Source organism: Ruegeria sp. BH6, from assembly GCF_056538105.1.
The window spans coordinates 684,895-707,493 of sequence record NZ_JBQFSR010000001.1 but is presented as its reverse complement, the minus strand read 5'-3'; the positions used below and the strand labels follow the sequence as shown (position 1 = coordinate 707,493).

General features: G+C 58.4%; 19 protein-coding genes. 16 read left to right on the top strand and 3 right to left on the bottom strand.

Annotated features, from left to right (window positions below; genetic code table 11):
- Positions 1 to 102 precede the first annotated feature (102 nt).
- From ACR0B8_RS03520 to ACR0B8_RS03490, 7 genes are all read left to right on the top strand, one after another.
- Positions 103 to 1,956, top strand: a complete 1,854-nt coding sequence (locus ACR0B8_RS03520; protein ID WP_480657730.1) for an ABC-F family ATP-binding cassette domain-containing protein — start codon at positions 103 to 105, stop codon at positions 1,954 to 1,956.
- The gene (locus ACR0B8_RS03515; protein WP_480657732.1) at positions 1,953 to 2,573 is read left to right on the top strand and encodes a MarC family protein; all 621 of its coding nucleotides are present in this window, start codon (positions 1,953 to 1,955) and stop codon (positions 2,571 to 2,573) included. The genes ACR0B8_RS03520 and ACR0B8_RS03515 overlap by 4 nt, the downstream gene beginning before the upstream one ends.
- 41 nt (positions 2,574 to 2,614) lie before the next feature.
- Positions 2,615 to 3,196, top strand: a complete 582-nt coding sequence (locus ACR0B8_RS03510; protein WP_170348448.1) for a retropepsin-like aspartic protease family protein — start codon at positions 2,615 to 2,617, stop codon at positions 3,194 to 3,196.
- 59 nt (positions 3,197 to 3,255) lie between these two features.
- Positions 3,256 to 3,876 carry an ImuA family protein gene (locus ACR0B8_RS03505; protein ID WP_170348447.1) on the top strand — a complete coding sequence of 207 codons (621 nt, stop codon included), beginning with the start codon at positions 3,256 to 3,258 and terminating at the stop codon, positions 3,874 to 3,876.
- Between the two features lie 64 nt (positions 3,877 to 3,940).
- A complete protein-coding gene (locus ACR0B8_RS03500) occupies positions 3,941 to 5,155 on the top strand; it encodes an MFS transporter (RefSeq protein ID WP_170358083.1) in 1,215 nt (404 codons plus the stop codon).
- Entirely contained in the window at positions 5,152 to 5,748 is a 597-nt protein-coding gene (locus ACR0B8_RS03495) for a YceI family protein (protein WP_170358081.1), read from the top strand. The genes ACR0B8_RS03500 and ACR0B8_RS03495 overlap by 4 nt, the downstream gene beginning before the upstream one ends.
- Positions 5,749 to 5,818: 70 nt before the next feature.
- A complete protein-coding gene (locus tag ACR0B8_RS03490) occupies positions 5,819 to 7,039 on the top strand; it encodes an MFS transporter (RefSeq protein WP_170348444.1) in 1,221 nt (406 codons plus the stop codon).
- Between the two features lie 30 nt (positions 7,040 to 7,069).
- Here the strand turns inward: ACR0B8_RS03490 and ACR0B8_RS03485 are convergent, their stop codons facing one another.
- Positions 7,070 to 8,743 (bottom strand): flotillin family protein, encoded by a 1,674-nt coding sequence (locus ACR0B8_RS03485; protein WP_170358079.1) that lies wholly within the window; start codon positions 8,741 to 8,743, stop codon positions 7,070 to 7,072.
- Between the two features lie 32 nt (positions 8,744 to 8,775).
- On the bottom strand, positions 8,776 to 9,492 hold the full coding sequence (locus tag ACR0B8_RS03480; protein ID WP_170358077.1) for an OB-fold-containig protein: 717 nt from the start codon (positions 9,490 to 9,492) through the stop codon (positions 8,776 to 8,778).
- 254 nt (positions 9,493 to 9,746) lie between these two features.
- On the opposite strand from ACR0B8_RS03480, the gene metG reads away from it, so the two are divergent.
- From metG to ACR0B8_RS03465, 3 genes are all read left to right on the top strand, one after another.
- A complete protein-coding gene (metG, locus tag ACR0B8_RS03475; RefSeq protein WP_480657735.1) occupies positions 9,747 to 11,465 on the top strand; it encodes a methionine--tRNA ligase in 1,719 nt (572 codons plus the stop codon).
- Positions 11,466 to 11,731: 266 nt separating this feature from the next.
- Positions 11,732 to 12,898, top strand: coding sequence for an efflux RND transporter periplasmic adaptor subunit (locus tag ACR0B8_RS03470; RefSeq protein WP_170358073.1), 1,167 nt, complete (start codon positions 11,732 to 11,734; stop codon positions 12,896 to 12,898).
- A gap of 3 nt (positions 12,899 to 12,901) precedes the next feature.
- Positions 12,902 to 16,039, top strand: a complete 3,138-nt coding sequence (locus tag ACR0B8_RS03465) for an efflux RND transporter permease subunit (protein WP_170374950.1) — start codon at positions 12,902 to 12,904, stop codon at positions 16,037 to 16,039.
- 35 nt (positions 16,040 to 16,074) lie between these two features.
- Here the strand turns inward: ACR0B8_RS03465 and glpD are convergent, their stop codons facing one another.
- Positions 16,075 to 17,661 (bottom strand): glycerol-3-phosphate dehydrogenase, encoded by a 1,587-nt coding sequence (glpD, locus tag ACR0B8_RS03460; protein WP_226688559.1) that lies wholly within the window; start codon positions 17,659 to 17,661, stop codon positions 16,075 to 16,077.
- A 188-nt stretch (positions 17,662 to 17,849) separates the two neighbouring features.
- On the opposite strand from glpD, the gene ACR0B8_RS03455 reads away from it, so the two are divergent.
- From ACR0B8_RS03455 to ACR0B8_RS03430, 6 genes are all read left to right on the top strand, one after another.
- Positions 17,850 to 18,611: a DeoR/GlpR family DNA-binding transcription regulator gene (locus ACR0B8_RS03455; RefSeq protein WP_170548436.1), complete on the top strand. Its 762-nt coding sequence runs from the start codon at positions 17,850 to 17,852 to the stop codon at positions 18,609 to 18,611.
- Positions 18,612 to 18,725: 114 nt separating this feature from the next.
- Positions 18,726 to 18,881, top strand: a complete 156-nt coding sequence (locus tag ACR0B8_RS03450) for a DUF5993 family protein (RefSeq protein ID WP_170331252.1) — start codon at positions 18,726 to 18,728, stop codon at positions 18,879 to 18,881.
- Between the two features lie 10 nt (positions 18,882 to 18,891).
- Positions 18,892 to 19,458, top strand: coding sequence for a disulfide bond formation protein B (locus ACR0B8_RS03445; protein WP_226688560.1), 567 nt, complete (start codon positions 18,892 to 18,894; stop codon positions 19,456 to 19,458).
- Positions 19,459 to 19,492: 34 nt separating this feature from the next.
- A complete protein-coding gene (locus ACR0B8_RS03440) occupies positions 19,493 to 19,855 on the top strand; it encodes a DUF3302 domain-containing protein (RefSeq protein ID WP_170348435.1) in 363 nt (120 codons plus the stop codon).
- A gap of 21 nt (positions 19,856 to 19,876) precedes the next feature.
- Positions 19,877 to 21,022 (top strand): HlyD family secretion protein, encoded by a 1,146-nt coding sequence (locus tag ACR0B8_RS03435; RefSeq protein ID WP_170358063.1) that lies wholly within the window; start codon positions 19,877 to 19,879, stop codon positions 21,020 to 21,022.
- Between the two features lie 11 nt (positions 21,023 to 21,033).
- Positions 21,034 to 22,596, top strand: a complete 1,563-nt coding sequence (locus ACR0B8_RS03430) for an efflux transporter outer membrane subunit (protein WP_170358061.1) — start codon at positions 21,034 to 21,036, stop codon at positions 22,594 to 22,596.
- Positions 22,597 to 22,599: the final 3 nt, after the last annotated feature.

The window sequence follows — 22,599 nt, the reverse complement described above, 5'->3', positions numbered from 1 at the left end:
TAAAACCGTCAAAATCCAACCGGACCAGCGCTAGCACATAGGCTGACCGATGAACATGCCAACCCGCTGGCGGCGTCTGACATGCTCTGTTATGAGCGGCCCATGTTACGGATCGAAGACATCACCTATGCGGTCGAAGGCCGCCCCCTGTTTGACGGTGCCAGCGCCACCATTCCCGATGGCCACAAGGTTGGTCTGGTGGGGCGTAACGGCACTGGCAAGACCACTCTGTTCCGCTTGATCCGGGGCGAGTTGGCGCTGGAATCGGGCAATATCGTGTTGCCGAAACGCGCACGGATCGGCGGCGTGGCGCAAGAGGTCCCCTCGTCCGACGTGTCGCTGATCAACACGGTACTGGCCGCCGACACCGAACGCAGCGCCCTAATGGCCGAGGCCGACAGCGCCGAAGACCCCGCACGCATTGCCGAGATTCAAACCCGGCTGGCGGATATCGACGCGTGGTCTGCCGAATCCCGCGCGGCCTCGATCCTCAAGGGTCTGGGATTCGATGACGGAGATCAATTGCGCCCCTGTTCCGATTTCTCGGGCGGTTGGCGGATGCGTGTGGCACTGGCGGCGGTGTTGTTTTCGCAGCCCGACCTATTGCTGCTAGACGAACCGACCAACTATCTGGACCTCGAAGGCGCACTGTGGCTGGAAAGCTATCTGGCGAAATATCCGCATACGGTGATCATCATCAGCCACGACCGCGGGTTGCTGAACCGTGCGGTGGGCTCGATCCTGCATCTGGAAGACCGCAAACTGACCTACTACGCGGTGCCTTATGACAAATTCGCTGAACGCCGGGCGGAGCGACTGGCCCAGGCGGAATCTGAGAACGCCAAGGCCAAGGCCCGCATCGCTCACCTGCAGAGCTTCGTGGACAGGTTTCGGTACAAAGCATCGAAAGCCGTTCAGGCCCAGTCGCGCCTGAAGATGATCGAACGCATCCAGCTGGTCTCGACCCCACAAGAGGCCGCTTTGCGGGCGTTTTCATTCCCTGAGCCCGAGGAACTATCCCCCCCGATCATCCAGATCGAAGGCGGTGTGACTGGCTATGGCGAAACCGAAGTGCTGCGCCGTCTGAACTTGCGCATTGATCAGGACGACCGCATCGCGTTGTTAGGTAAAAACGGTCAGGGTAAATCGACGCTATCCAAGCTGCTATCCGACCGCCTGCCCCTGATGGCGGGGAAGATGACCCGCAGCAACAAACTCCGCATCGGGTATTTCGCACAGCATCAGGTGGATGAGCTGCACGTGGACGAAACACCGCTGGACCACCTGCGCCGTATGCGCCCAGATGAGGCACCGGGCAAGTGGCGCTCGCGTCTGGCCGGGTTCGGGCTGAACGCGGATCAGGCGGAAACGCTGGTTGGGCGCCTTTCGGGCGGTCAAAAGGCCCGCTTGTCGTTGCTGATCGCAACCATCGAAGCGCCTCATATGCTAATCTTGGACGAACCGACCAACCACCTGGATATCGAAAGCCGCGAGGCGCTGGTCGAGGCGCTGACTGAATACTCCGGCGCAGTCGTTCTGGTCAGCCACGATATGCATCTACTGTCACTGGTTGCTGACCGGCTGTGGCTGGTCTCGGACGGAACGGTCAAACCCTTTGACGGAGACCTTGAGGCTTATCGCGCCATGCTGCTGGCCCGTGACAAACCGGTCAAAGAGAAACCCAAGGCAGCGAAACCCAAACGCCCTTCGCGTGATACGATGCAGGCCCTGCGCGCCGATCTGCGCAAATGCGAGGACCGGATTGAAAAGCTGACGGACATGCATGAGAAACTGTCCGCAAAACTAGCAGATCCAGCATTGTACGAAGACGACCGCATCAACGATCTGGAAACCTGGAATCGGAAATTTGCCGAAGTGGTTGAAGCCATGAAAAAGGCCGAGACTTTGTGGGTGGCAGCCGCCGAACGACTTGAACAGGCAGAAACAGCAGCATGATAGACAGCGCATTCCTTATCACCGCATTCACGACGCTTTTCGTGGTCCTCGACCCGCCGGCCCAAACGCCTATCTTTGTGGCGTTGACCCAGGGCATGGACTGGCACACCCGTCGCTCAATCGCGATCAGGGCCTGTTTGACAGCAGGTGTGATTTTGGCCGCCTTCGCCGCCTTCGGTGAGGCCCTTCTGGGGTTTGTAGGCATCTCGATGGAAGCGTTTCGCGTCGCGGGGGGCGTTCTGTTGTTTCTGACCGCGCTCGACATGCTGTTTGAACGCCGCACCAAACGTCGGGAAAACAGTGCCGAGGAAGAGGAACATCCGGATCCATCGGTATTTCCGCTGGGTATTCCACTGATCGCTGGCCCCGGCTCGATTGCGACCATGATCCTGCTGGCAGGTCAGCAGCCCGGTATTCAGGGCTTGGCCGTGGTCGTCGGAGTAATGCTGATCGTGTTGGCAATGGTCTTTGTGATGTATCTGACATCTGGGGCGGTGGCACGTGTATTGGGCAAAACCGGGCTGAATGTGTTGACCCGGCTGCTGGGTATGCTGCTGGCGGCGCTGTCGGTTCAGTTTATTTTGGACGGGCTCAAGGCCTTTGGTTTTGCGTCGTAAATCCCCATATAGATTAAAGTAAGCGTGGTAAGGGGTACGGCATGGACGGCGACAGCATTGGACGTTTGGTATATCTGGCCGTGCTTGGTGCGGCGGTGGTGGCGTGGTTCGTCTCGCAGAACCGTCAGTCTCTGAACAAGACCATGCAACAGGCGATGGCCTGGGTGTTCATTTTCGTCGGTGCCATTGCCGTTGTCGGACTGTGGGAAGACATCCGGTCAACCGTTGGCCCTGCCCCGCAGATGACTGTCACTGGCGAAACGATCGCGGTGCCTCGGGCACGTGACGGCCATTATTACCTGCCCGTTGTGGTGAACGGAGAGCCGATAACCTTTCTTGTCGACACCGGTGCCAGCCAGATCGTGCTGAGCGATCAGGACGCCCGACGCATTGGTATTGACCCTGACCAACTGAACTATCTCGGCCGCGCCTCGACCGCGAATGGAGAGGTCCGCACCGCACCCGTTCGGCTGGATAGCCTTGAGCTGGGGCCGATCACCGATCACAACGTCTCGGCCTGGGTCAACGAAGGCGATTTGCGCCAATCGCTGCTGGGCATGGATTATCTGCATCGCTTTTCGAATATCCAGTTCGCGGATGGCCGTCTGATCCTGTCTCGTTAAAGGGTCTGCGGCGGCATTTCCGAATTGAGAACAAAATAAGAACATGCTAGGCTGCGGGCATGTCTACAAACCTTCTTGGCCGCAAACCTGCGCGTGAGGCGCCGGGGCTGACCCTACACCCTCAGATCACTCTGCAACTGGCCCGCGTGCACGAGGCCTGCGGCCCCGCCCGGCGCAGCTTTGCCATGTGGTTGGCCGGTCAGGCGCAGGGGCCGGTGCTGTGGATTTCCCCAGCGTGGGAGTCCGGCCAATTGAACCCGGACGGGATGATGCCCTTTGCCGATCCTGCCCGGTTCCTGTTCGTCCGCCCCACCCGCGCCGAAGACCTGCTGTGGTGCATGGAAGAGGCGCTGCGCAGCGGGGCCATTCCGCTGATCATCGGCGACCTGCCGGGCGCACCAGGGCTGACGCCGGTGCGGCGCATGCATCTGGCTGCTGAACAGGGTGGCACGATGGGGCGGGCGCCGCTGGGGCTGCTGCTGACGCCCGGCGACGGTGGCGCGCAGGGGGTCGAGACCCGCTGGCACATGGCCGCGAACCATCAGGGCGAGGCCCGCCGCTGGACCCTGACCCGCCGCCGCGCCCGCGCCCTGCCTCCGGTCAGTTGGCACGCCACCCAGATCAAACCGCGCGCCGGGCTGAATCTGACCCGGACCGAAGCCGAAGATGTTTTGGTGTGACACATCACGCAGTTCACGCAACTTGTGACTGGCAAAAGCCGGACCCCCGACCTAGCGTGCCAGCATGAGCCATCCAATCCATGACAGCCGATATTCCTGGCTTCGCCTTCTGATCACGCTTGGCATCGCCATGGTGGCGAATGCCGGTATGTGGGCGGTGGTCGTTGTGATGCCCGCCATCGAGGTACAGTTCAACGCCGGAAGAGCCGAAGTGTCGATGCCCTACACGCTCGCCATGATCGGCTTTGCGTTGGGTAATATGTGGCTGGGGCAACTGGTGGATCGGCTGGGCGTGACCAAAGCGCTGATCGGGGCTTCTGTGCTAAGTGCAGTCAGCTATCTATTGGCGACATTGGCCCCGAACATGTTGATGCTCTCGGTGGCGCATCTATTGATGGGCTTGGGCGCATCCATCGGGTTTGGCCCCTTGATCGCGGACATTTCCCATTGGTTCATGCGGCGACGCGGGATCGCCGTCGCGCTGGTCGCCAGCGGAAACTACCTGTCTGGGGCCATCTGGCCCACCCTGCTGGCCGGAATTCTGGCCCGAGACGGGTGGCAGCAAGTCTATCTGACATTGGCCATCGTGACACTGATCGTTGTTATACCTCTTTCCTTACTACTAGGTCGTAAGGTTCCGGACGAAGCCCACAGTACTGCAGCAGCCACTGCTCAAATTAATACGCGCAGCGTTGGAATACCTCCGCGCACCCTTCAATACATCCTGGGTCTGGCCGGGATCGGCTGTTGCGTAGCCATGTCCATGCCACAAGTTCATATCGTGTCCTATTGCGTCGGGCTGGGCTATGGCCCTGCGGTCGGGGCCGAGATGTTGTCACTAATGCTGTTGGGTGGCGTCCTCAGCCGGATCGTTTCGGGGTTGGTCGCCGACAAGTTGGGTGGAATCAGGACCTTGCTTATCGGTTCTACCCTGCAATGCATCGCCCTGTTTCTATTCCTGCCCTATGATGGGATGGTCTCGCTTTATGTCATCAGTATGCTGTTCGGGCTGGCGCAAGGTGGGATCGTGCCCAGCTATGCCTTAGTGGTGCGCGAATACATGCCCCCGAAAGAGGCCGGCGCACGGGTGGGGTTCGTCCTCATGATGACCATCATGGGTATGGCTTTGGGCGGGTGGATGTCCGGGTGGATATACGACGTGACGGGAAGCTATCAGTTGGCCTTCGTCAACGGCCTTCTTTGGAACGGGTTGAACATCGCCATCCTGCTGGTGCTGCTGCACCGCTCGCGCCCTCGCGGGCACGGGGCGTTGGCATGAGCCTGCTGTCCCGGCGCATCGTTCTGGCCGGGTTGGTCGCCTTGCCCATGGCGCGTCCAGCCCAAGCTGCGCTTACTCAATACGAGCTGGTGTCACAGGGCACATCCGTCGACTTTACCTTTGATCTGTCAGGCCTTGCACAATCCGGAACCATGCCAATCCAGTCGGCGGATATTCAGATCGACCTGAGCAATCTGATCAACAGCCGCGTCAGCGTGACCCTGAACGCGGCTGAAGCCCGCACCAGATTGCCCTTTGCCCGAACCGCAATGCTGAGCGCCGGGGTGCTGGACGTTGAGAACTTTCCAACCATTCACTTTACGTCAACCAAGGTGCAGCTTGGCGAAGGCGGTCGAATTTCGCGCGGGGCAGAGATTACCGGAGACCTGACCCTGCGCGGCGTCACCCGCCCGATCACCCTGCAAGCCAACCTTCACCGGCCGCCCGGCAGCGCCGCAAATATCCTGGATATGCTCTCGATCCAATTGACCGGCTCGCTCAACCGTCACGACTTTGGGGCGTCCGGCTATGCCGATCTGGTACAGGACACCGTCGGGCTAGACATCCGGGCTGAAATCAAAAAAGCCGAATAGGCAAAAAACGACGTCCCCGCGTCGATTAGGCGCGCGCATCACCGGCAAAATTCGCCAAGGTGCCCCCATCATGCGTACGATCATTTCTTTTGCCGCCCTCTTTCTTTCAGTCATTCTGCTGCAACTTTCCACAGGTGGCGTCGGGCCGCTGGACGCCATCTCGGGCATTACACTGGAATTCACGACCGAGCAGATCGGTCTGCTGGGCTCGTCCCATTTCCTAGGCTTTTTCATTGGTTGCTGGTGGGCCCCGAGACTGATGGGGAATGTCGGCCACTCTCGCGCCTTCGCGGTCTGCACGGCTTTGGGCGCAATGGGGTTGATCGGGCATACCCTGACCGACAACCCCTATCTATGGGCCGCATTGCGGATCGCTTCGGGCACCTGTGTGGCGGGCTGCTATACTGTGATCGAGGCCTGGCTGAACGCCAAGGTCACCAACGAAACCCGCGGCCGGGCGATGGGGACCTATCGGTTCGTTGATATGGGGGCGTCACTGGGGGCACAGTTGATCATCGCCGTGCTGCCGCCCGCCTCATACGTGTCTTATAACCTGTTGGCGATTTTGTGCTGTGCCGCCCTGTTGCCGCTGACCCTGACCCGCGCCAGTCAGCCGATCACTCCTAACGCCCCCCGCTTGCGGCCCAAACTGGCCTGGCGCAGTTCACCCCTTGCTGTGGCAGGTGTGATTGTTGCGGCGCTCAGCTCAGCCTCGTTCCGAATGGTCGGTCCGGTTTATGGGCAAGAGGTCGGACTAGGCGTGGATCAGATCGCGTTCTTCCTGGCCTCATTTGTTCTGGGTGGGGCGCTGGCGCAATATCCGCTGGGATGGTTGGCCGACAAATTCGACCGGCGCTGGGTACTGATCTGGTTGTCTGGTGCTGCCGTGCTTAGCTGTGGCGTAACAATGGCCGCCAGCGGAACCGGCACCTTGGGCGTCATGCTGGCCGCTGCCATTTTTGGCCTGACAACTTTCCCGATCTTCTCGGTGTCATCGGCGCACGCAAATGACTTTGCTACCACCGAGGAACGGGTCGAATTATCAGCCGCGTTGATGTTCTGGTACGCGCTGGGGGCTATTGCTTCGCCCTACATTTCGTCCACCCTGATCCAGCAATTCGGTCCAAGTGCCCTGTTTGCCTTTGTGGCAGCCGGGCATCTGGTTTTGATCGTGTTTGGCCTGGCCCGGATGCGGTCCCGCCCAACACCGGACGAGCGGACCAACTATGTTTACGCCCCACGCACTTCGTTCACCATCGGGCGGTTGTTGAAAAAGTCGCGCGAAGATTAAAGGGCCGGGAAATCCCGGCCCATTATTCCGTTATTGCTGTGTCGGCGGTGTTTCGTCTTCCACCACCTCGGCCACTTTGGCGGGTTCAACCGTCTGCTCCAGCGCGCCGTTCACCACGCCACCGACGCCTTGCTCCATCGACAAACCAAGTTCTTCACCCAGCTTCTTGAGTGCGGGCATCTGCACCGCCATACCCATGATCGAATCCAGCGCCTGATTGACCACCGGCTTGTCGCCATTGGCAGCCCCGCCTCCATTGGCAGCGCCGATGCCGCCGACCTGATGGATCTTGATCGAGTCGATCTTTTCAGCCGGCTTCACCATTTCCGAGATGATCGACGGCATGGTTTCGATCCGGGTCAGATCAACCTTCATACGGATCTGTTCGGGCGACAGGGCATTGTCTGCCTCAACAATCGCGCGCTTACCTTCCGCTTCTGCCAGCATGTCGTTCTTCTTGGCCTCGGCGCGGATATTCAGCGCGTCCGCTTCGGCCTGCGCTTCTTCGCGGCGGGCTTCGGCGCGGTCGGCAGCGGCCTCTTTCTCGGCCTGTGCGGCCAAACGGATAGCGGTGGCCTGACGTTCGGCTTCACGCGTGGCTTCGATCAGTACGATCTGCTTCTGACGCTCGGCCTCGGCCACTTCGCGAGCAGTTGCCACGGCTTCGGTCGCCTTAGTCGCTTCAGCACGAGCCAAGTCAGCAGAGGCACGCGCGCGGCTTTCCTCTTCGGATTTCTGCGCGATGATGATCTGGCGTTCTTGCTCAGCCACTTCCAGTTCCCGCTCTTTCGCGATTTCGGCATCACGGATATTGCGCTCACGCTCGATCTCGGCGGCACGAATGGCTTCCTCACGGGCGATCCGGGCGCGTTCGGTTTCACGCACCGAATCTTCGGTTCGCGCCGCAATTTCAGCCTCTTGTGCCACGCGCAAGGTTTCCACCTTTTGCGTCTGCTCGATTCGCGCCTGCGCTTCATCCTGCTCGATCAGCAGCTTCTGACGTTCCGCTTCCATCGCGGCACGGCGAACCTCAACCTCAGCTTCAGCGTCGATCTGCGCGCGTTCTTTCTTGGACACGGCGATAACCTCGGCCAGTTTGCGCATACCTACCGCGTTAAACGCGTTGTTCTCGTCCAAGGCCTCAAACGGCGTCTGGTCCAGCGCCGTCAGCGAAACAGATTCCAGCGACAAGCCGTTCTTCAACAGGTCTTCGGACACCGCATTTTGCACCTCTTGTACAAAATCAGCGCGGTTTTCGTGCAGACCATCCATGGTCATCTGTGCGGCCACAGCCCGCAAACCGTCGATCAACTTACCTTCGATCATCTCGCGCAATTGCTCGACGTCAAAAGTGCGACCACCAAGCGTTTGAGCCGCGCGCGAAATACCTTCTTCGGTTGCCATTACCGAGACGTAGAATTCCACGCCAACGTCCACACGCATCCGGTCCTTGGTGATCAGAGCAGCCTCGCCGCTGCGCTGCACTTCAAGGCGCAAGGTCTTCATGTTGACCGGGCTGACCTCGTGCAGCAGCGGTACGATGATGACGCCGCCATCCATGATGACTTTCTTGCCACCTGCCCCGGTTTTCACCAGACTGACCTCTCGGGTCGCGCGGCGATACAGACGGCCAAGAACAAGGCCGATGAACAAAACGACTGCTAATAAGGTCACAACTGTGACGGCCAGGAATGGTAGTTCCATGCTAAATCCTCCAGGTTGGGGTTTGAATTTTGTTAGTCTGACAAGCCGACCAGAACGAACCGGTCACGCCGTCGGTCACGCAAAACCAGCACTTCGGTGCCTTGTTTCAGCGCATCCTTGTCCTGCAGCGGTTCCGCGCGAAGGTAGTGAGAGTTTCCAAAACGGTCGGTGACGCGGACCTCAGCCGGACGCCCGCGCGAGGCCGTTCCTTGCGTGATCACGCCCCGACGGCGTGCAAGCATGCGTTCCGACATCGCCTCGGTCTCGGTTTTCGGCAACAGGCGGGCAAAGACACCACCAAAGCCGCGCGCAAACCACAGGGCAAAGGCACCGGCCGGAAGTGCCGCCATCCAGCTTGGCAGGTCAAAGCCCAGCAGATCGCGCAGCGCCAATTGCAGGCCAATTCCCGACAGTCCGAATCCAGCCAGCAGAACCGCCAGCCATATCATGAATGGCACCTTGCCGATCCCAAGCCACGCCAACGGACCCGAAGGGGCTGCGCCCGGTGCGTCCGCCTCAACCTCGGCCAGTTCGAATTCGCCCAGATCAACATCCGCGTCGACATCCAGGTCAAAATCACCAATGTCCAGATCGGGACCGTCAACCACATCCAGGTCAACCTCGGCCTCGCCTGCCAAAAGACTTCCGCCCAGAACCAATGCGATCAGTTCCAGCCCAAGAAGACCGAACAGAAGCGCAAGCGCCAGAGTAAAGGGCACAAACGCACCCTCAAGCAGAAAGTCGAACATCAGTAGACTGCCCTCATTTTGTGTATACTTTTGTATACATTAGATAGGTAGCGATAACACAGATTCAAGTAGCTGTGATTCCGTTATTCAACCTAGGGGTATTGTGGACCACCAGCCGGATGCAATCGTATTCCTCTGCTAGATGGATTTTCGGGGTTGTTGTTGTTTTAATTCGCCCCTGAGTAAAAGCCGGGCTTTTGCTGGCCTTCCACATAAGATAGACGGGCGCGCAGATAGATACGTGGAAACGCAAAATGGCTCGGATTCTCATCACCTCGGCGATCCCTTACATCAACGGGATCAAGCACCTCGGCAATCTGATCGGCTCGCAATTGCCTGCTGATCTGTACGCACGCTTTCAGCGTGGCCGGGGGAATGAGGTCATGTTCCTGTGTGCCACCGACGAACACGGCACCCCGGCTGAACTGGCGGCTGCCAAGGCTGGCAAGCCTGTGGCTGAATACTGCGCCGAGATGTACGGCGTTCAGGCCGACATCGCCAACCGCTTTGGTCTGAGCTTCGATCACTTTGGCCGTTCTTCCAGCGATCAAAACAAGAAGCTGACCCAGCATTTTGCAGGTAAGCTGGATGACGCCGGACTGATCCGCGAAGTCACGGAAAAGCAGGTTTATTCCAATGCCGATGGCCGCTTTCTGCCCGACCGTTATATCGAGGGCACCTGCCCCAATTGCGGCTATGAGCGCGCGCGCGGCGACCAGTGTGAAAACTGCACCAAGCAGCTGGACCCGACCGACCTGATTGAGCCGCGCAGTGCGATCAGCGGTTCTACCGATTTGGAGGTGCGCGAAACCAAGCACCTGTATCTGCGTCAGTCGGCCATGAAAGATCAGCTGGACGCCTGGATTGACAGCAAGACCGACTGGCCGATCCTGACGACCTCCATCGCAAAGAAGTGGTTGCACGATGGCGACGGTCTGCAAGATCGCGGCATCACCCGTGATCTGGATTGGGGCGTACCGGTCAAGAAAGGTGATCAGGACTGGCCGGGGATGGAGGGTAAAGTCTTCTATGTCTGGTTCGACGCGCCCATCGAATACATCGCCTGCGCCAAGGAATGGGCCGACGCAAACGGCAAAGCCGACGCCGATTGGCAGCGCTGGTGGCGCACCGACAAGGGCGCGGATGACGTGCGCTATGTGCAGTTCATGGGCAAGGACAACGTGCCCTTCCATACACTGTCCTTCCCGGCCACCATTCTGGGTTCGGGTGAGCCGTGGAAGATGGTCGACCACCTGAAATCGTTCAACTACCTGAACTATGACGGCGGCCAGTTCTCGACCTCTCAGGGCCGCGGCGTCTTCATGGATCAGGCGCTTGAGATTCTACCCGCTGATTACTGGCGCTGGTGGCTGCTGAGCCATGCGCCCGAAAGCAGCGACAGCGAGTTCACGTGGGAGAACTTCCAGCAATCTGTGAACAAAGACCTTGCGGATGTTCTGGGCAACTTTGTCAGCCGGATCACCAAATTCTGCCGGTCTAAATTCTCTGAGGCCGTGCCCGAGGGCGGTAGTTTTGGTGAACGTGAAAAGACCCTGATTGGCGATCTCACAAAACGCGTTCGGGCCTATGAAGGACATATGGAGGCGATGGAGGTTCGCAAATCCGCGCAGGAATTGCGGGCGATTTGGGTCGCGGGCAACGAATATCTACAGGCCGCTGCCCCTTGGTCAACCTTCAAAGAAGATCCGGAACAGGCCGCAGCTCAGGTACGTCTGGGCTTGAACCTGATCCGCCTGTATGCCGTTCTCAGCGCCCCCTTCATCCCCGAAACGTCGGCCCGGATGCTGAGCGCGATGAATACTCTGGACACCAGCTGGCCCGACGATGTCGCGGCTGCGCTGAACGCACTGCCCGCTGGGCATGCCTTTACGGTACCAGACGTGCTGTTCGCCAAAATCACTGACGAACAGCGCGAAGATTGGGAAAACCGGTTCGCCGGCGCGCGCGAATGATCCGATGCAACATCTGAATTTGGAAACGGGGGCCAAACGGTCCCCGTTTTCCGTTGTCTCAACTGAAGCCAGCAATGCGACCACAGGCAAATCGGCCTAAGTCGGCCTTTTGACGAGAGAATTCCCGCAAGTCTCCGCCCGTTCGTCGTATTCAAGAAGCTTGAGATATAATCCTAAAAAGGTCATCCTGACCTGAATTCAGTCGACTCGCCGGGGCGACCAACCTGCCCGGGCGCAAAATCCTTAAAATGAACGAGGCGCCTGCCATGTCCCTTGCATTGAAGAACTTGAATATCCGTCACAGCGGACCGGTCCAGGCCTTTGCTGTCTTGGTTTGTCTGGGCATGGCACACACAGCCACAGCACAAGACCAAAGCGACGCCCCGCCGCCCAAAGTTTCGATCGCGGCTGCGTATACTGAGGAAATCACCGAAGAGGCCAGCTTTATCGGCCGCGCCGAGGCCCTGAACAAGGCCGACATCGTGGCGCGCGTCAGCGGGTTTCTGGAAAGCCAGAACGTTGAAGATGGCGCGCTGGTGAAACAGGGCGATTTGCTGTTCACCATTGAGCCCGACCTTTATGAAGCGACGGTAGAAGCACGCAACGCCGACCTCGACAAGGCCGAGGCCAATCTGGAACTCGCCAAGGTCGAGCTGGCCCGTAAACAAGAGCTGTACGAACGAGACGCCACCCCTGAATCCGAACGCGATATCGCACGCGCAAATGAACTGGTGGCCGAAGCACAAGTCAAAGCTGCCAAAGCCGCGATCCAGCAGGCCGAACTTGATCTAAGCTACACCAAAATCCACGCCCCGTTTGACGGGCGCATTGGTCGGGTTGCAATCAGCGTCGGTGACGTGGTCGGTCCGAACAACCCGCCGCTGGTCAATATCGTCAGCGAGGCACCGATCTATGTGAATTTTTCACTGAATGAAAAGCAGTTTACCTCGGTTCTTGAAACCGTGGGTGAGAACCCCGCATCCCTAAGCGAAAGCGACAAAAGCCCGAATGTTCATATAGATCTGCCAAACGGCTCAGAACTAGACGAAACGGGCAAAATCGTGTTTGTCGACAACCGGATCGACCCTCTGACCGGTGCCATTACGATGCGTGCCGAATTCTCGAACGCCGACCGGTTGATCGTGGACGGTGCATTTCTGAACGTGCGGATCGAGGCCCTGCAACCTACGCTTGAGGTTCTGGTGCCACAGGCCGCACTGCAACGCGATCAGAGGGGTGAATTCGTTCTGGTCGTCAATGACCAGCAAATGGTCGAACAGCGTTATATCACCACCGGCGACAACGAAGGCACGGCGGTGATCGTCAAGGACGGCCTGCGCGAAGGCGAAAGCGTCATTGTCGAGGGCCTGCAAAGGGTTCGTCCCGGGGTTGCCGTCGATGCCGTCGTGGCATCTGAGCAGCCGGGAGAGTAACAGATGTTCTCAGCCCTGTTCATCAGCCGGCCCAAGCTGGCGCTTGTTATTTCGCTTGTCCTGACCATCATGGGCGCCATCGGCTATCTGGTTCTGCCAGTGGCCCAGTTCCCGGACATCACGCCACCCGTGGTCAGCGTGACCACCACCTATACCGGTGCAAACGCTGAGACCGTTGAGAACACCGTTGCCGCGCCCATTGAGGCGCAGGTGAACGGTGTGGATGACATGATCTACATGACATCTACCTCGGCCGATAACGGCTCGTATTCATTGAATGTCACCTTCGAGGTCGGCACCGATCCCGATATCGCCTCGGTGAACGTGCAAAACCGCGTAGCACAAGCGATGTCCTCGCTACCGGCCGAAGTGACATCTTCGGGCGTGGTGACGCAGAAGGCGTCCACCAACATGCTGCTGCTGGTGACGCTGACCTCGCCCGAGGGAACGTATGACAGCGTGTTTCTGTCGAATTATGCCTCGATCAACCTGAAAGACGCACTGGCGCGCGTTCAGGGCGTTGGTAAGGCGGACGTTCTGACCAATCTGGAATACGCCATGCGGATCTGGATGGACCCGGATCAAATGGCCGCGTTGTCCATTACTCCGGGCGACGTGATCAACGCCATCCGCGAGCAGAACGTCGAAGTATCGGCAGGTTCGATCGGTGCCCCACCAGTGCCCGAGGGGCAGACATTTCAGTATACGATCAAGACCAAGGGCCGCCTGACCTCGGCCGAGGAATTCGGCGAAATTGTCATCCGCACCGGCGATGCAGGATCTATCGTGCGGGTCAAAGATATCGCACGGGTGGAACTGGGTGCAGAATACTATGCGGCGTCCGGCTATTTCGATAGCGTTCCGGCCACCGTCATTGGTATATATCAGGCCCCTGGCGCAAACGCGCTGGCGGTTTCTGAACGTGTCGAGGCCGAGTTGCAGCGGCTGTCTCGCAGCTTCCCCAACGATGTGGAATATGACGTTCCCTTCAACACCACCGACTTTGTCGAGCAATCACTGAACGACGTGGTGACGACCCTGATCTTGACGTTCACGTTGGTAATCTCGGTTGTGTTTGTCTTTCTGGGCAGTTGGCGGGCGACGATCATCCCGGCTGTTGCGATCCCGGTCTCTCTGATCGGTACGTTCGCGTTTTTGCTGCTGTTCGGAATGTCACTGAATACGATCTCCCTGTTTGCGTTGGTTCTGGCCATCGGCATCGTGGTGGATGACGCGATTGTTGTGGTTGAAAACGTCGAACGGATCATCGCGGACGAAGGCTTGCCCCCAGCCGAAGCAACCCGAAAGGCCATGGGACAGATCACCGGCCCTGTGATTGCGACCACGCTGGTTCTGCTGGCCGTGTTCGTACCGGTAACTTTCATGCCCGGTATCTCGGGGCGTCTGTATTCACAGTTCGCGGTAACCATCTCAACCGCCGTTGTGATTTCCTCGATCAACGCGCTGACCCTGTCGCCAGCCTTGTGCGGCCTTGTTCTGAAGGCGCGTTCGGGGCCACCCAAGGGGTTGCTGGCCGTGTTTGAACGCTTCATCGGCACAATCCGCAGCGGCTATGTCGCCATCGTGCGCAAACTGTTGATCCTGCCGGTCGTCGGTCTGGGCGTTATCGTTGCGCTGGCGATGGGCACCGGGACTATCATGTCCAACACATCCAGCGGCTTCCTGCCGCTTGAGGATAACGGTTACCTGTTTGTCGACATTCAGCTGCCAGACGCGGCAACGCTGGAACGGACCGAGGTCGTCTCGGCCCGTGTGGATGACCAAATTCAGCAGATCCCCGGCGTTTCAAGTACCGTTCTGATCAACGGATTTTCGATCCTGAATGGCACCACCACAAATGGCGCGGCGATCTTTGTGAACCTCGAAAACTGGGATGATCGTCAGGACGATGACCTGAGTGCGGATGCTATTCTGCAAAAGGTTCTGGCGATTGCGTATGGGGAATCCGCCGCCTCGATCGTGGCCTTTAACCCGCCGCCTATTCAGGGCCTTGGCAATTCGGCCGGTGTCGAGATGGAGGTGCAACAAACCGGGGGCGGAACACCGCAGGATCTGGCCTCGGCTGTGGGGTCGTTCGTCTACGCGGCGAACCAGCGGCCCGAAATCGGGCAGTCCTATACGACCTTCCGCGCAAACGTGCCGCAGTTGTTCGTCGATCTGGACCGCGAAAAAGCCAAAACACTGCAAGTGTCCGTGGCCGAAGTGTTCCAGACCATGCAGGCGCAGTTGGGGTCGTACTACGTCAACGACTTCAACCTGTTCGGACGGGTGTATCGCGTGATGATCCAGGCCGATGGCAGCTATCGCGACAATGTCGAAGATATCTCGAACCTTTATGTCCGCTCGGAACAAGGTGAGATGGTGCCACTGGGTACGCTGATCGACGTGGAAAACGTGCTGGGACCAGTGCTGCTTAAGCGGCACAACCTGTTCCGGTCGGCGACCGTTACAGCTGTACCAGCGCCGGGCTTGTCCACTGGCGATGCTATCAACGTGATGACCGAGGAATCAGCGACCGCCCTGCCCCCGGGATACGCGTTCGAATGGACTGGTACGGCGCAGCAGCAGTTGGCCTCGGGCAGTCTGGTGATTGTGATCCTGGGGCTGGCGATCTTGTTTGGCTATCTGTTCCTTGTGGGGCAATACGAAAGCTGGTCGATGCCGGTGTCGATTCTGCTGTCGGTGATTGTGGCCCTGTTCGGGGCGGTGGCCGCCGTGGCCATCGTGGGCAGTGATATCAACCTCTACACACAGATCGGGATGATCATGCTTGTGGGGTTGGCATCGAAAAACGGCATTCTGATCGTTGAGTTCGCGATGGAGCAACGGGCAAATGGCCTTTCGATCCGGGATGCCGCCGCCGAGGCAGCCTATCAGCGTTTTCGCGCGGTGATGATGACCGCCCTGTCCTTCCTGCTGGGCGTTGTACCGCTGCTAGCAGCGAGTGGTGCGGGTGCGGCCAGCCAGAAAGCGATCGGTGTTGCCGTCTTTGGCGGGATGCTGGCAGCCACGCTGGTTGGTGTCATTCTGGTGCCGGTTCTCTATGCCCTGATGCAGAGTCTCAGGGAATGGATCAAGGGCACCAAGAACGACCCCGGTCCCTCGGAAGAAACAGCGTAATAATAAAAGCCCCGCCAAATCGGCGGGGCTTTTTCTTAGGCAGCAGCCTGAGCGCCGCGATGGTCCATCCAATCCTGTATCCGGGCGATCTGCTCAGCGCTCAGACGCAAGCCCAGCTTGTTTCGACGCCAGACGACATCCTCGGCCGTGCGGGCATATTCTTTATCCATCAGCCATTCCAACTCGCGCGCAGTCAGTGTGGCACCGAAGTCCTCTCCCAAGTCTTGGGCGGATTTCGCATCCCCTAGAATGATTCTGGCCTCGGTGCCGTAGGCGCTCACAAGACGCTCGGCCCAGGCGCGCTCCAAAAAGGCAAAGTCAGCTTCCAACCCAGCCACCAGATTTTGCACCCCGTCGACAGGGAAATCTCCGCCAGGCAAAGCCACACCAGCCGTCCAGGGACCGGGTAAGTCCGGGAAATGCTCGGCTGCTTTCTCCAACGCACTCTCGGCCAGACGTCGGTAGGTTGTGATCTTGCCGCCGAAGACATTCAGCACCGGTGCCCCGCCTTGCGCGTCCACTTTCAACGTATAGTCCCGAGTCGCGGCGGTGGCGCTACTGGCACCGTCATCGTACAGCGGGCGGACACCTGAGTATGTCCAGACGATTTCATCTCGCGTCACCGGCGTCTTGAAATATTTGGTCGCAAACGCGCACAGATATTCCTGTTCCGCCTCGGTACACACCGGAGATTCAGATGGATTCGGATGATCCTGATCTGTCGTGCCGATCAAGGTGAAATCACGTTCGTACGGGATGGCGAAAATGATGCGCCCATCCTCGCCCTGAAAAAAGTAACACTTGTCGTGGTCAAACAGCCTGCGGGTCACGATATGACTGCCCCGCACCAACCGGACGCCCTCGCGCGAATTCACGTGGATTTTCGATTGAATGATATCCCCAACCCATGGACCACCAGCGTTGATCAGCATTCTAGCCTTGATAACGCGTGTCTCGTCACTGTCGCGGTCCCGAACCGTCACCTCCCACAGGTCGTCTACGCGCTTCGCCGCCAGAACCTCGGTGCGAACCATAATATTAGCACCGCGTGCCGCGGCATCGCGGGCATTGAGAACGACAAGGCGCGAATCCTCGACCCAGCAATCGGAATACTCATAGGCGGTCTCAAACTTGTCCTGCAGCGGTCGCCCTTCGGGTGCTGTTTTCAGGTTCAGAGACGCCGTGCCCGGTAGAATTTTACGCCCACCCAGATGGTCGTACATGAACAACCCCAACCGGATCAGCCAGGCCGGACGACGACCCTTCATCCAAGGCATCACGGTGCTTAACAGGCGCGAGGTCGGCGTTTCGGAATCGAAACGCATGTCTGCGTGGTACGGCAGCACAAATCGCATCGGCCAGCTGATATGCGGCATCGCCTGCAGCAAGGTCTCACGTTCGATCAGAGCCTCGCGGACAAGGCGGAATTCAAAGAACTCCAGGTACCGCAATCCGCCGTGAAACAGTTTGGTCGACGCCGACGAGGTTGCCGAGGCCAGATCGTTCATCTCGGCCAGAGTCACCGACAGCCCGCGCCCCGCTGCATCGCGTGCGATGCCGCATCCATTGATGCCGCCGCCAATGATAAAAAGGTCTGATATCTGATCGTGTGACTGTTCCATATCTGGATGATTCCCGTTTGCCGAAAACGCGCGCTCATTAACCGTACAGGCCCGCGCTTCGTCAATGTTTGTTTTCGTTTTTGTTCGTTTTGCCACACAATACTTGCTTTTTTGTGCATTCGCCCAGCACATTATTGCAATTCAACGGAAACAGAACAAAAACGAACACATCATAATTGGAGCCAACCGTGTCCCTTTCCTTTCGCCAGTCAGACATTCTGAACATCGCTAAACAAGATGGCCGCGTGATGGTCGAAGACCTGGCGCTGCGGTTTGATGTGACGGTTCAGACCATCCGACGCGATCTTTCGGAACTTGCTGACATGGGCAAACTGGACCGCGTGCATGGAGGTGCTGTCCTTCGTTCCGGGGTGTCGAATATCGGGTATGAGGATCGCCGTGCCCTGAACGCAGACGCCAAGACGCGCATCGCGCAACTTTGCGCGCAGGATATTCCCGATGGCGCATCTGTGTTCCTGAACATCGGCACCTCGACCGAGGCTGTTGCCCGGCAATTACTGAACCACAAAGACTTGATGGTGGTGACCAATAACATGAACGTCGCCAATATTCTGGTCGACAACCCAAACTGTCAGATTGTTGTGGCGGGCGGTGTGCTGCGCCGTTCGGATGGGGGACTGGTCGGCAACCTGACGATTGCTACCATCGAACAGTTCAAGTTCGACTATGCCATCATCGGATGTTCGGCGTTGGATGCCGAAGGTGATCTGATGGATTTTGACTTTCAAGAAGTCCGGGTCAGTCAGACCATCATTGCCCAAGCCCGCCGAACCTGCGTGGTGGCCGATCACTCCAAATTCCAACGTTCAGCCCCCGCCCGAATTGCCTCATTGTCCGATGTCGATGTGTTCTATACCGACAAAGCCCTTCCCAATTCTCTGACCAAGAAATGTTCCGAATGGCGAACACAATTAAAGCTGTGCGCCTGACCCCAAGCAATTCGCATTAAACGGGAATTTCCTTCGCGACTTCTTGCCAGAACCAAATTCACCTGACACACTCCCCCATATTGCAATCGTCGCACGGGAGGGGAGAACCGAGCCATGATAGCGCTTTTATTTGCGTTACTTACAGCCACGATGGGACTGAATTACTTTAATCGGACAACAGCGGCCAACGTGCTGTTCTTTTTCACGCTGGCGTTGAGTGTATATTGGCTGAAATTCCATGCCACCAGCCAACTGACGATCCAATTGTAAGGGGGCCGCGATGACACCGGAACTTTCACGCAATCTCAACGCTCTTGGTATGCTGGCTGTCAGTCTGGTGTTGGTGCTGGCCTATTTCTACCAGCTTAAACTCGATGAACTGCCCTGCCCTCTGTGCCTGTTGCAAAGGGTTGGACTGGTGGCCGTGGGCGTTGGTCTAGGCCTGAACCTGCTGTACGGAGCGCGGCCGCAGCACTATGCGATCATGCTGCTTGCGGCACTGTTCGGCGGCAGCGTCGCCGTACGCCAGATTCTGCTGCATATCGTACCGGGTACAGGTCACTATGGGTCACCGGTTCTGGGGTTGCACTATTATACCTGGTCCGCGATCTGCTTTTTCCTGATCTTGCTGGGTACGGCCTTTATGCTGCTGTTTGACCGGCAATACGCCGAAAACATTCAACAACCGCGTTTTGGTGGCAGCGTACTGGCCAAAAGCGCGTTCTTTATCATGCTGGGGCTGGCGGCGCTGAATGCGGTCTCGACACTGGTGGAATGCGGGCCTGGAATCTGCGCAGACCCACCCACGAGCTACAAATTGATTGACGAACTGGGCACCGACGGCTGAGGATAGGACAACCTGCCCAAAAGGAGGCACGAGCATGGGACTATTGGGGCAGCCACTTGGCTACTATGACTACCTGACTTTCGTGGCATTGATCCTGCTTCTTGCGGCTGTGATGGCGCTGATCCTGTTCATCATGGGGTTACCGGGGCGGATCGCGATCAAACGCAATCACCCCCATGCCGAAGCCGTCAAGATCATGGGGTGGATGGGTTTTCTGGCTGTTGTGCCGTGGGTGCATGCCTTTATGTGGGCCTTCCACGATGGCGTCACAGTCGACATTCGGCGCACACCCGATGACGAAAAAGATGCGATCCGCAAGGAAATCAAGCGGTTGGGCGGAACGGTGAACGAAGAATACAGCGATCCGCTAGACCCCGACGAGACGCAGAAAAGCTAAGGCCAAAGGAAGTCACAGAATATGTTTGTCGCCCTCGGCATTACGCTGTTCTACATCATTTTCGTCTGGTTCATTTTCTTCAAAGCGAAGTTACTGAAGTTCAACATCACCTGGGGTGTCGTTTCATTCTGGGTCGGCGCGCATCTGCTGCTGATTTTCCTTGTCGCACTGCGCTTTTTTCAACCGTTTTCGCTCGACAGCCACGTGGTACGTTCGACCATCCAAATCGTGCCGCGACTGACTGAACCGACGATCCTAACCGAGGTGCTGGTCGAGCCGAATACCGAAGTGAAAAAGGGCGATCCCCTCTATCGCTTTGACGACACGGTATTCGCTTTGGAAGTTGAAGAGGCGACCGCTCAGCTGGTGGCAGCCGAGCAGAATGCCAAAATCCTGGAACAGGACGTGATTGCGGCGTCCGAGGCCATCGAGCGCGCAAATGCGCAGCTGGCTTACGCCCTGACCCAACAGGCGCGGTACGAGAACCTCGTGCCCGCTGGTGGCGCAAGGCAGGACGAATTAGATCGCTGGGATGAGCAGGTCACCGAGGATCAGGCACAGGTCAAAGAGGCCGAGGCCAATCTCGAAAAGGCTCAACTGGCGCTGGATTCCCAGATTGACGGGGTCAATACCGGCATCCTTCAGGCGCAGGCACAGCTGGATAAAGCCCAGTATTTTCTTGATAACACGACGATCTATGCACCCGAAGACGGCATGATCGTCTCGCAACAGGCGCGTCCCGGTCTGGTTGTTGGCGATATCCGGCTGGGTGCAATTGCCAGTTTCGTGACCAAGGACAATCCCTACATTCTGGCCACCTATCGCCAGCAGAACCTGAAATTTGTCGAACCCGGTCAGGAGGTGGAGGTCGCGCTGGACCTTTATCCCGGCGAGATTCTAACCGGAAAGGTCGAAGCAATCTGGTGGGCCACACGTCAGGGTCAGTACCTGCCCTCAGGCCGCCTGCCCGGCTTTGAGTTTCCAAAACTACCGGGTCGCATCGCGGTGCAGATCTCGGTCGACATCCCAGACGGTCACACATTTCCCGCCGGCGGCCACGCGGCGGTCGCCATCTACACCGGTCAGGGCAAAAGCTTTGAATTCCTGCGCCGCATCAATATCCGCCTGTATTCCTTCGCCAACTTCATCCGACCACTGGATATCTGAGGACACATGACATGACCCGGGCCAGACTTCACCGCAGATTGATCGGCACCGCCCTATGCGCGGCCCTGCTGGTCGGCTGCACGCCAGTTGGCCCGGATTTCGTGCGCCCGAACTCTCCGGTCGTGAAAGAATGGATCGAGGTGAACAGTCCCAGCGTCGGACCCAGCGGCCTAACCTCGCGCAGCGCGCCGGTGGTGAAATGGTGGGAGACGTTCAACGACCCCACCCTGAACAAACTGGTTGCAGAGGCTTATGCCCAGAACCTTGATCTACAGGTGGCAGGTGCCCGTGTCCTGCAGGCTCGCGCGCAGTTGGGGATCGCGTTCGGCGAGCTGTATCCGCAATCGCAAGCCATCGGCGGATCAATCGAGCGGCGCCAAATCAGTGACAATCTTGGGCCGATTTCGGATGTAAATCGGATCATCCCCTTAGATACCGAGTTTTCGACATCTCAGGTCGGGTTCGATGCGCAATGGGAGCTGGACGTCTGGGGTCAGCAAAGGCGCGGCGTTCAGGCGGCGCGGTCCAATCTGGCGCTGCAGGTGGCGAATTACGACGACGCCCTGGTGACGCTGACCGGCGACGTTGCAGCACTGTACGTGAACATCCGCGCGTTGCAGGAATCTCTGGCGGTCGCGCGTGAGAACATTCAGCTGCAACAGGCATCCGCTGACCTGACCCAACTGCGCTTTGACAACGGGGTGACGACCGAGCTGGACGTACAGGAATCCACTGCCTTGTTGAACAATACCAAGGCGCTGGTCCCAGAGATTGAAAGCGACTTGCAACAGGCCAAGAATGCGCTGGCTGTGTTGCTGGGGGCAACGCCCTCGCGCATGACCAGTCTGCTGGGTAATTCGGGACGCATCCCTTCAGCCCGGTCGAATGTTGCCGTGGGTGTTCCGGCCGAGCTGCTGCGTCGCCGTCCCGATGTCCGCGCGGCCGAGTTGGCGGCGGCAACGCAATCGGCCGAAGTCGGCATTGCGATGGCTGATCTGTACCCGCAATTCATTCTGTCAGGGTCCATCGGCTTGCAAGCCTCGGGCGGGCGGGATTTGTTTTCCGCAGCCAGCTCAACCAGTCTGGCCAATGCAGGTGTGGTCTGGAACGTGCTGAACTACGGCCGGATCAAGAACAACGTCCGTGCGCAAGACGCGGCTTATCAAGCACTGATCGCCAACTACCAAAACACTGTTCTAACCGCCTATTCCGAGGTGGAAAGCGCGATGGTCGCCTACGCCCAATCGCGCAAGCAGGTGGGCTTTTACGAAAACAGCGTCACAGCGTCGCGCAAGGCCGCCCAGATTGCGGTGGATCAATATCGCGACGGTATTGCCGATTATTCCCGCATCCTGAACACTCAGACCGCGTTGCTGCGGTCGCAGGCCAATCTGATCGAGGCGCGGCAACAGGTCTCAAGCAATCTGGTTGCCGTGTACAAGGGGCTGGGCGGCGGCTGGCAGATTCGCCAAAATCAGGAATTCCTACCTGAAACCGTGCTGGCCGAGATGGCATACCGCACCGATTGGGGCGACCTGCTGCAACAAGACCCAACGCGGGCAAGCCTCAACTAATCG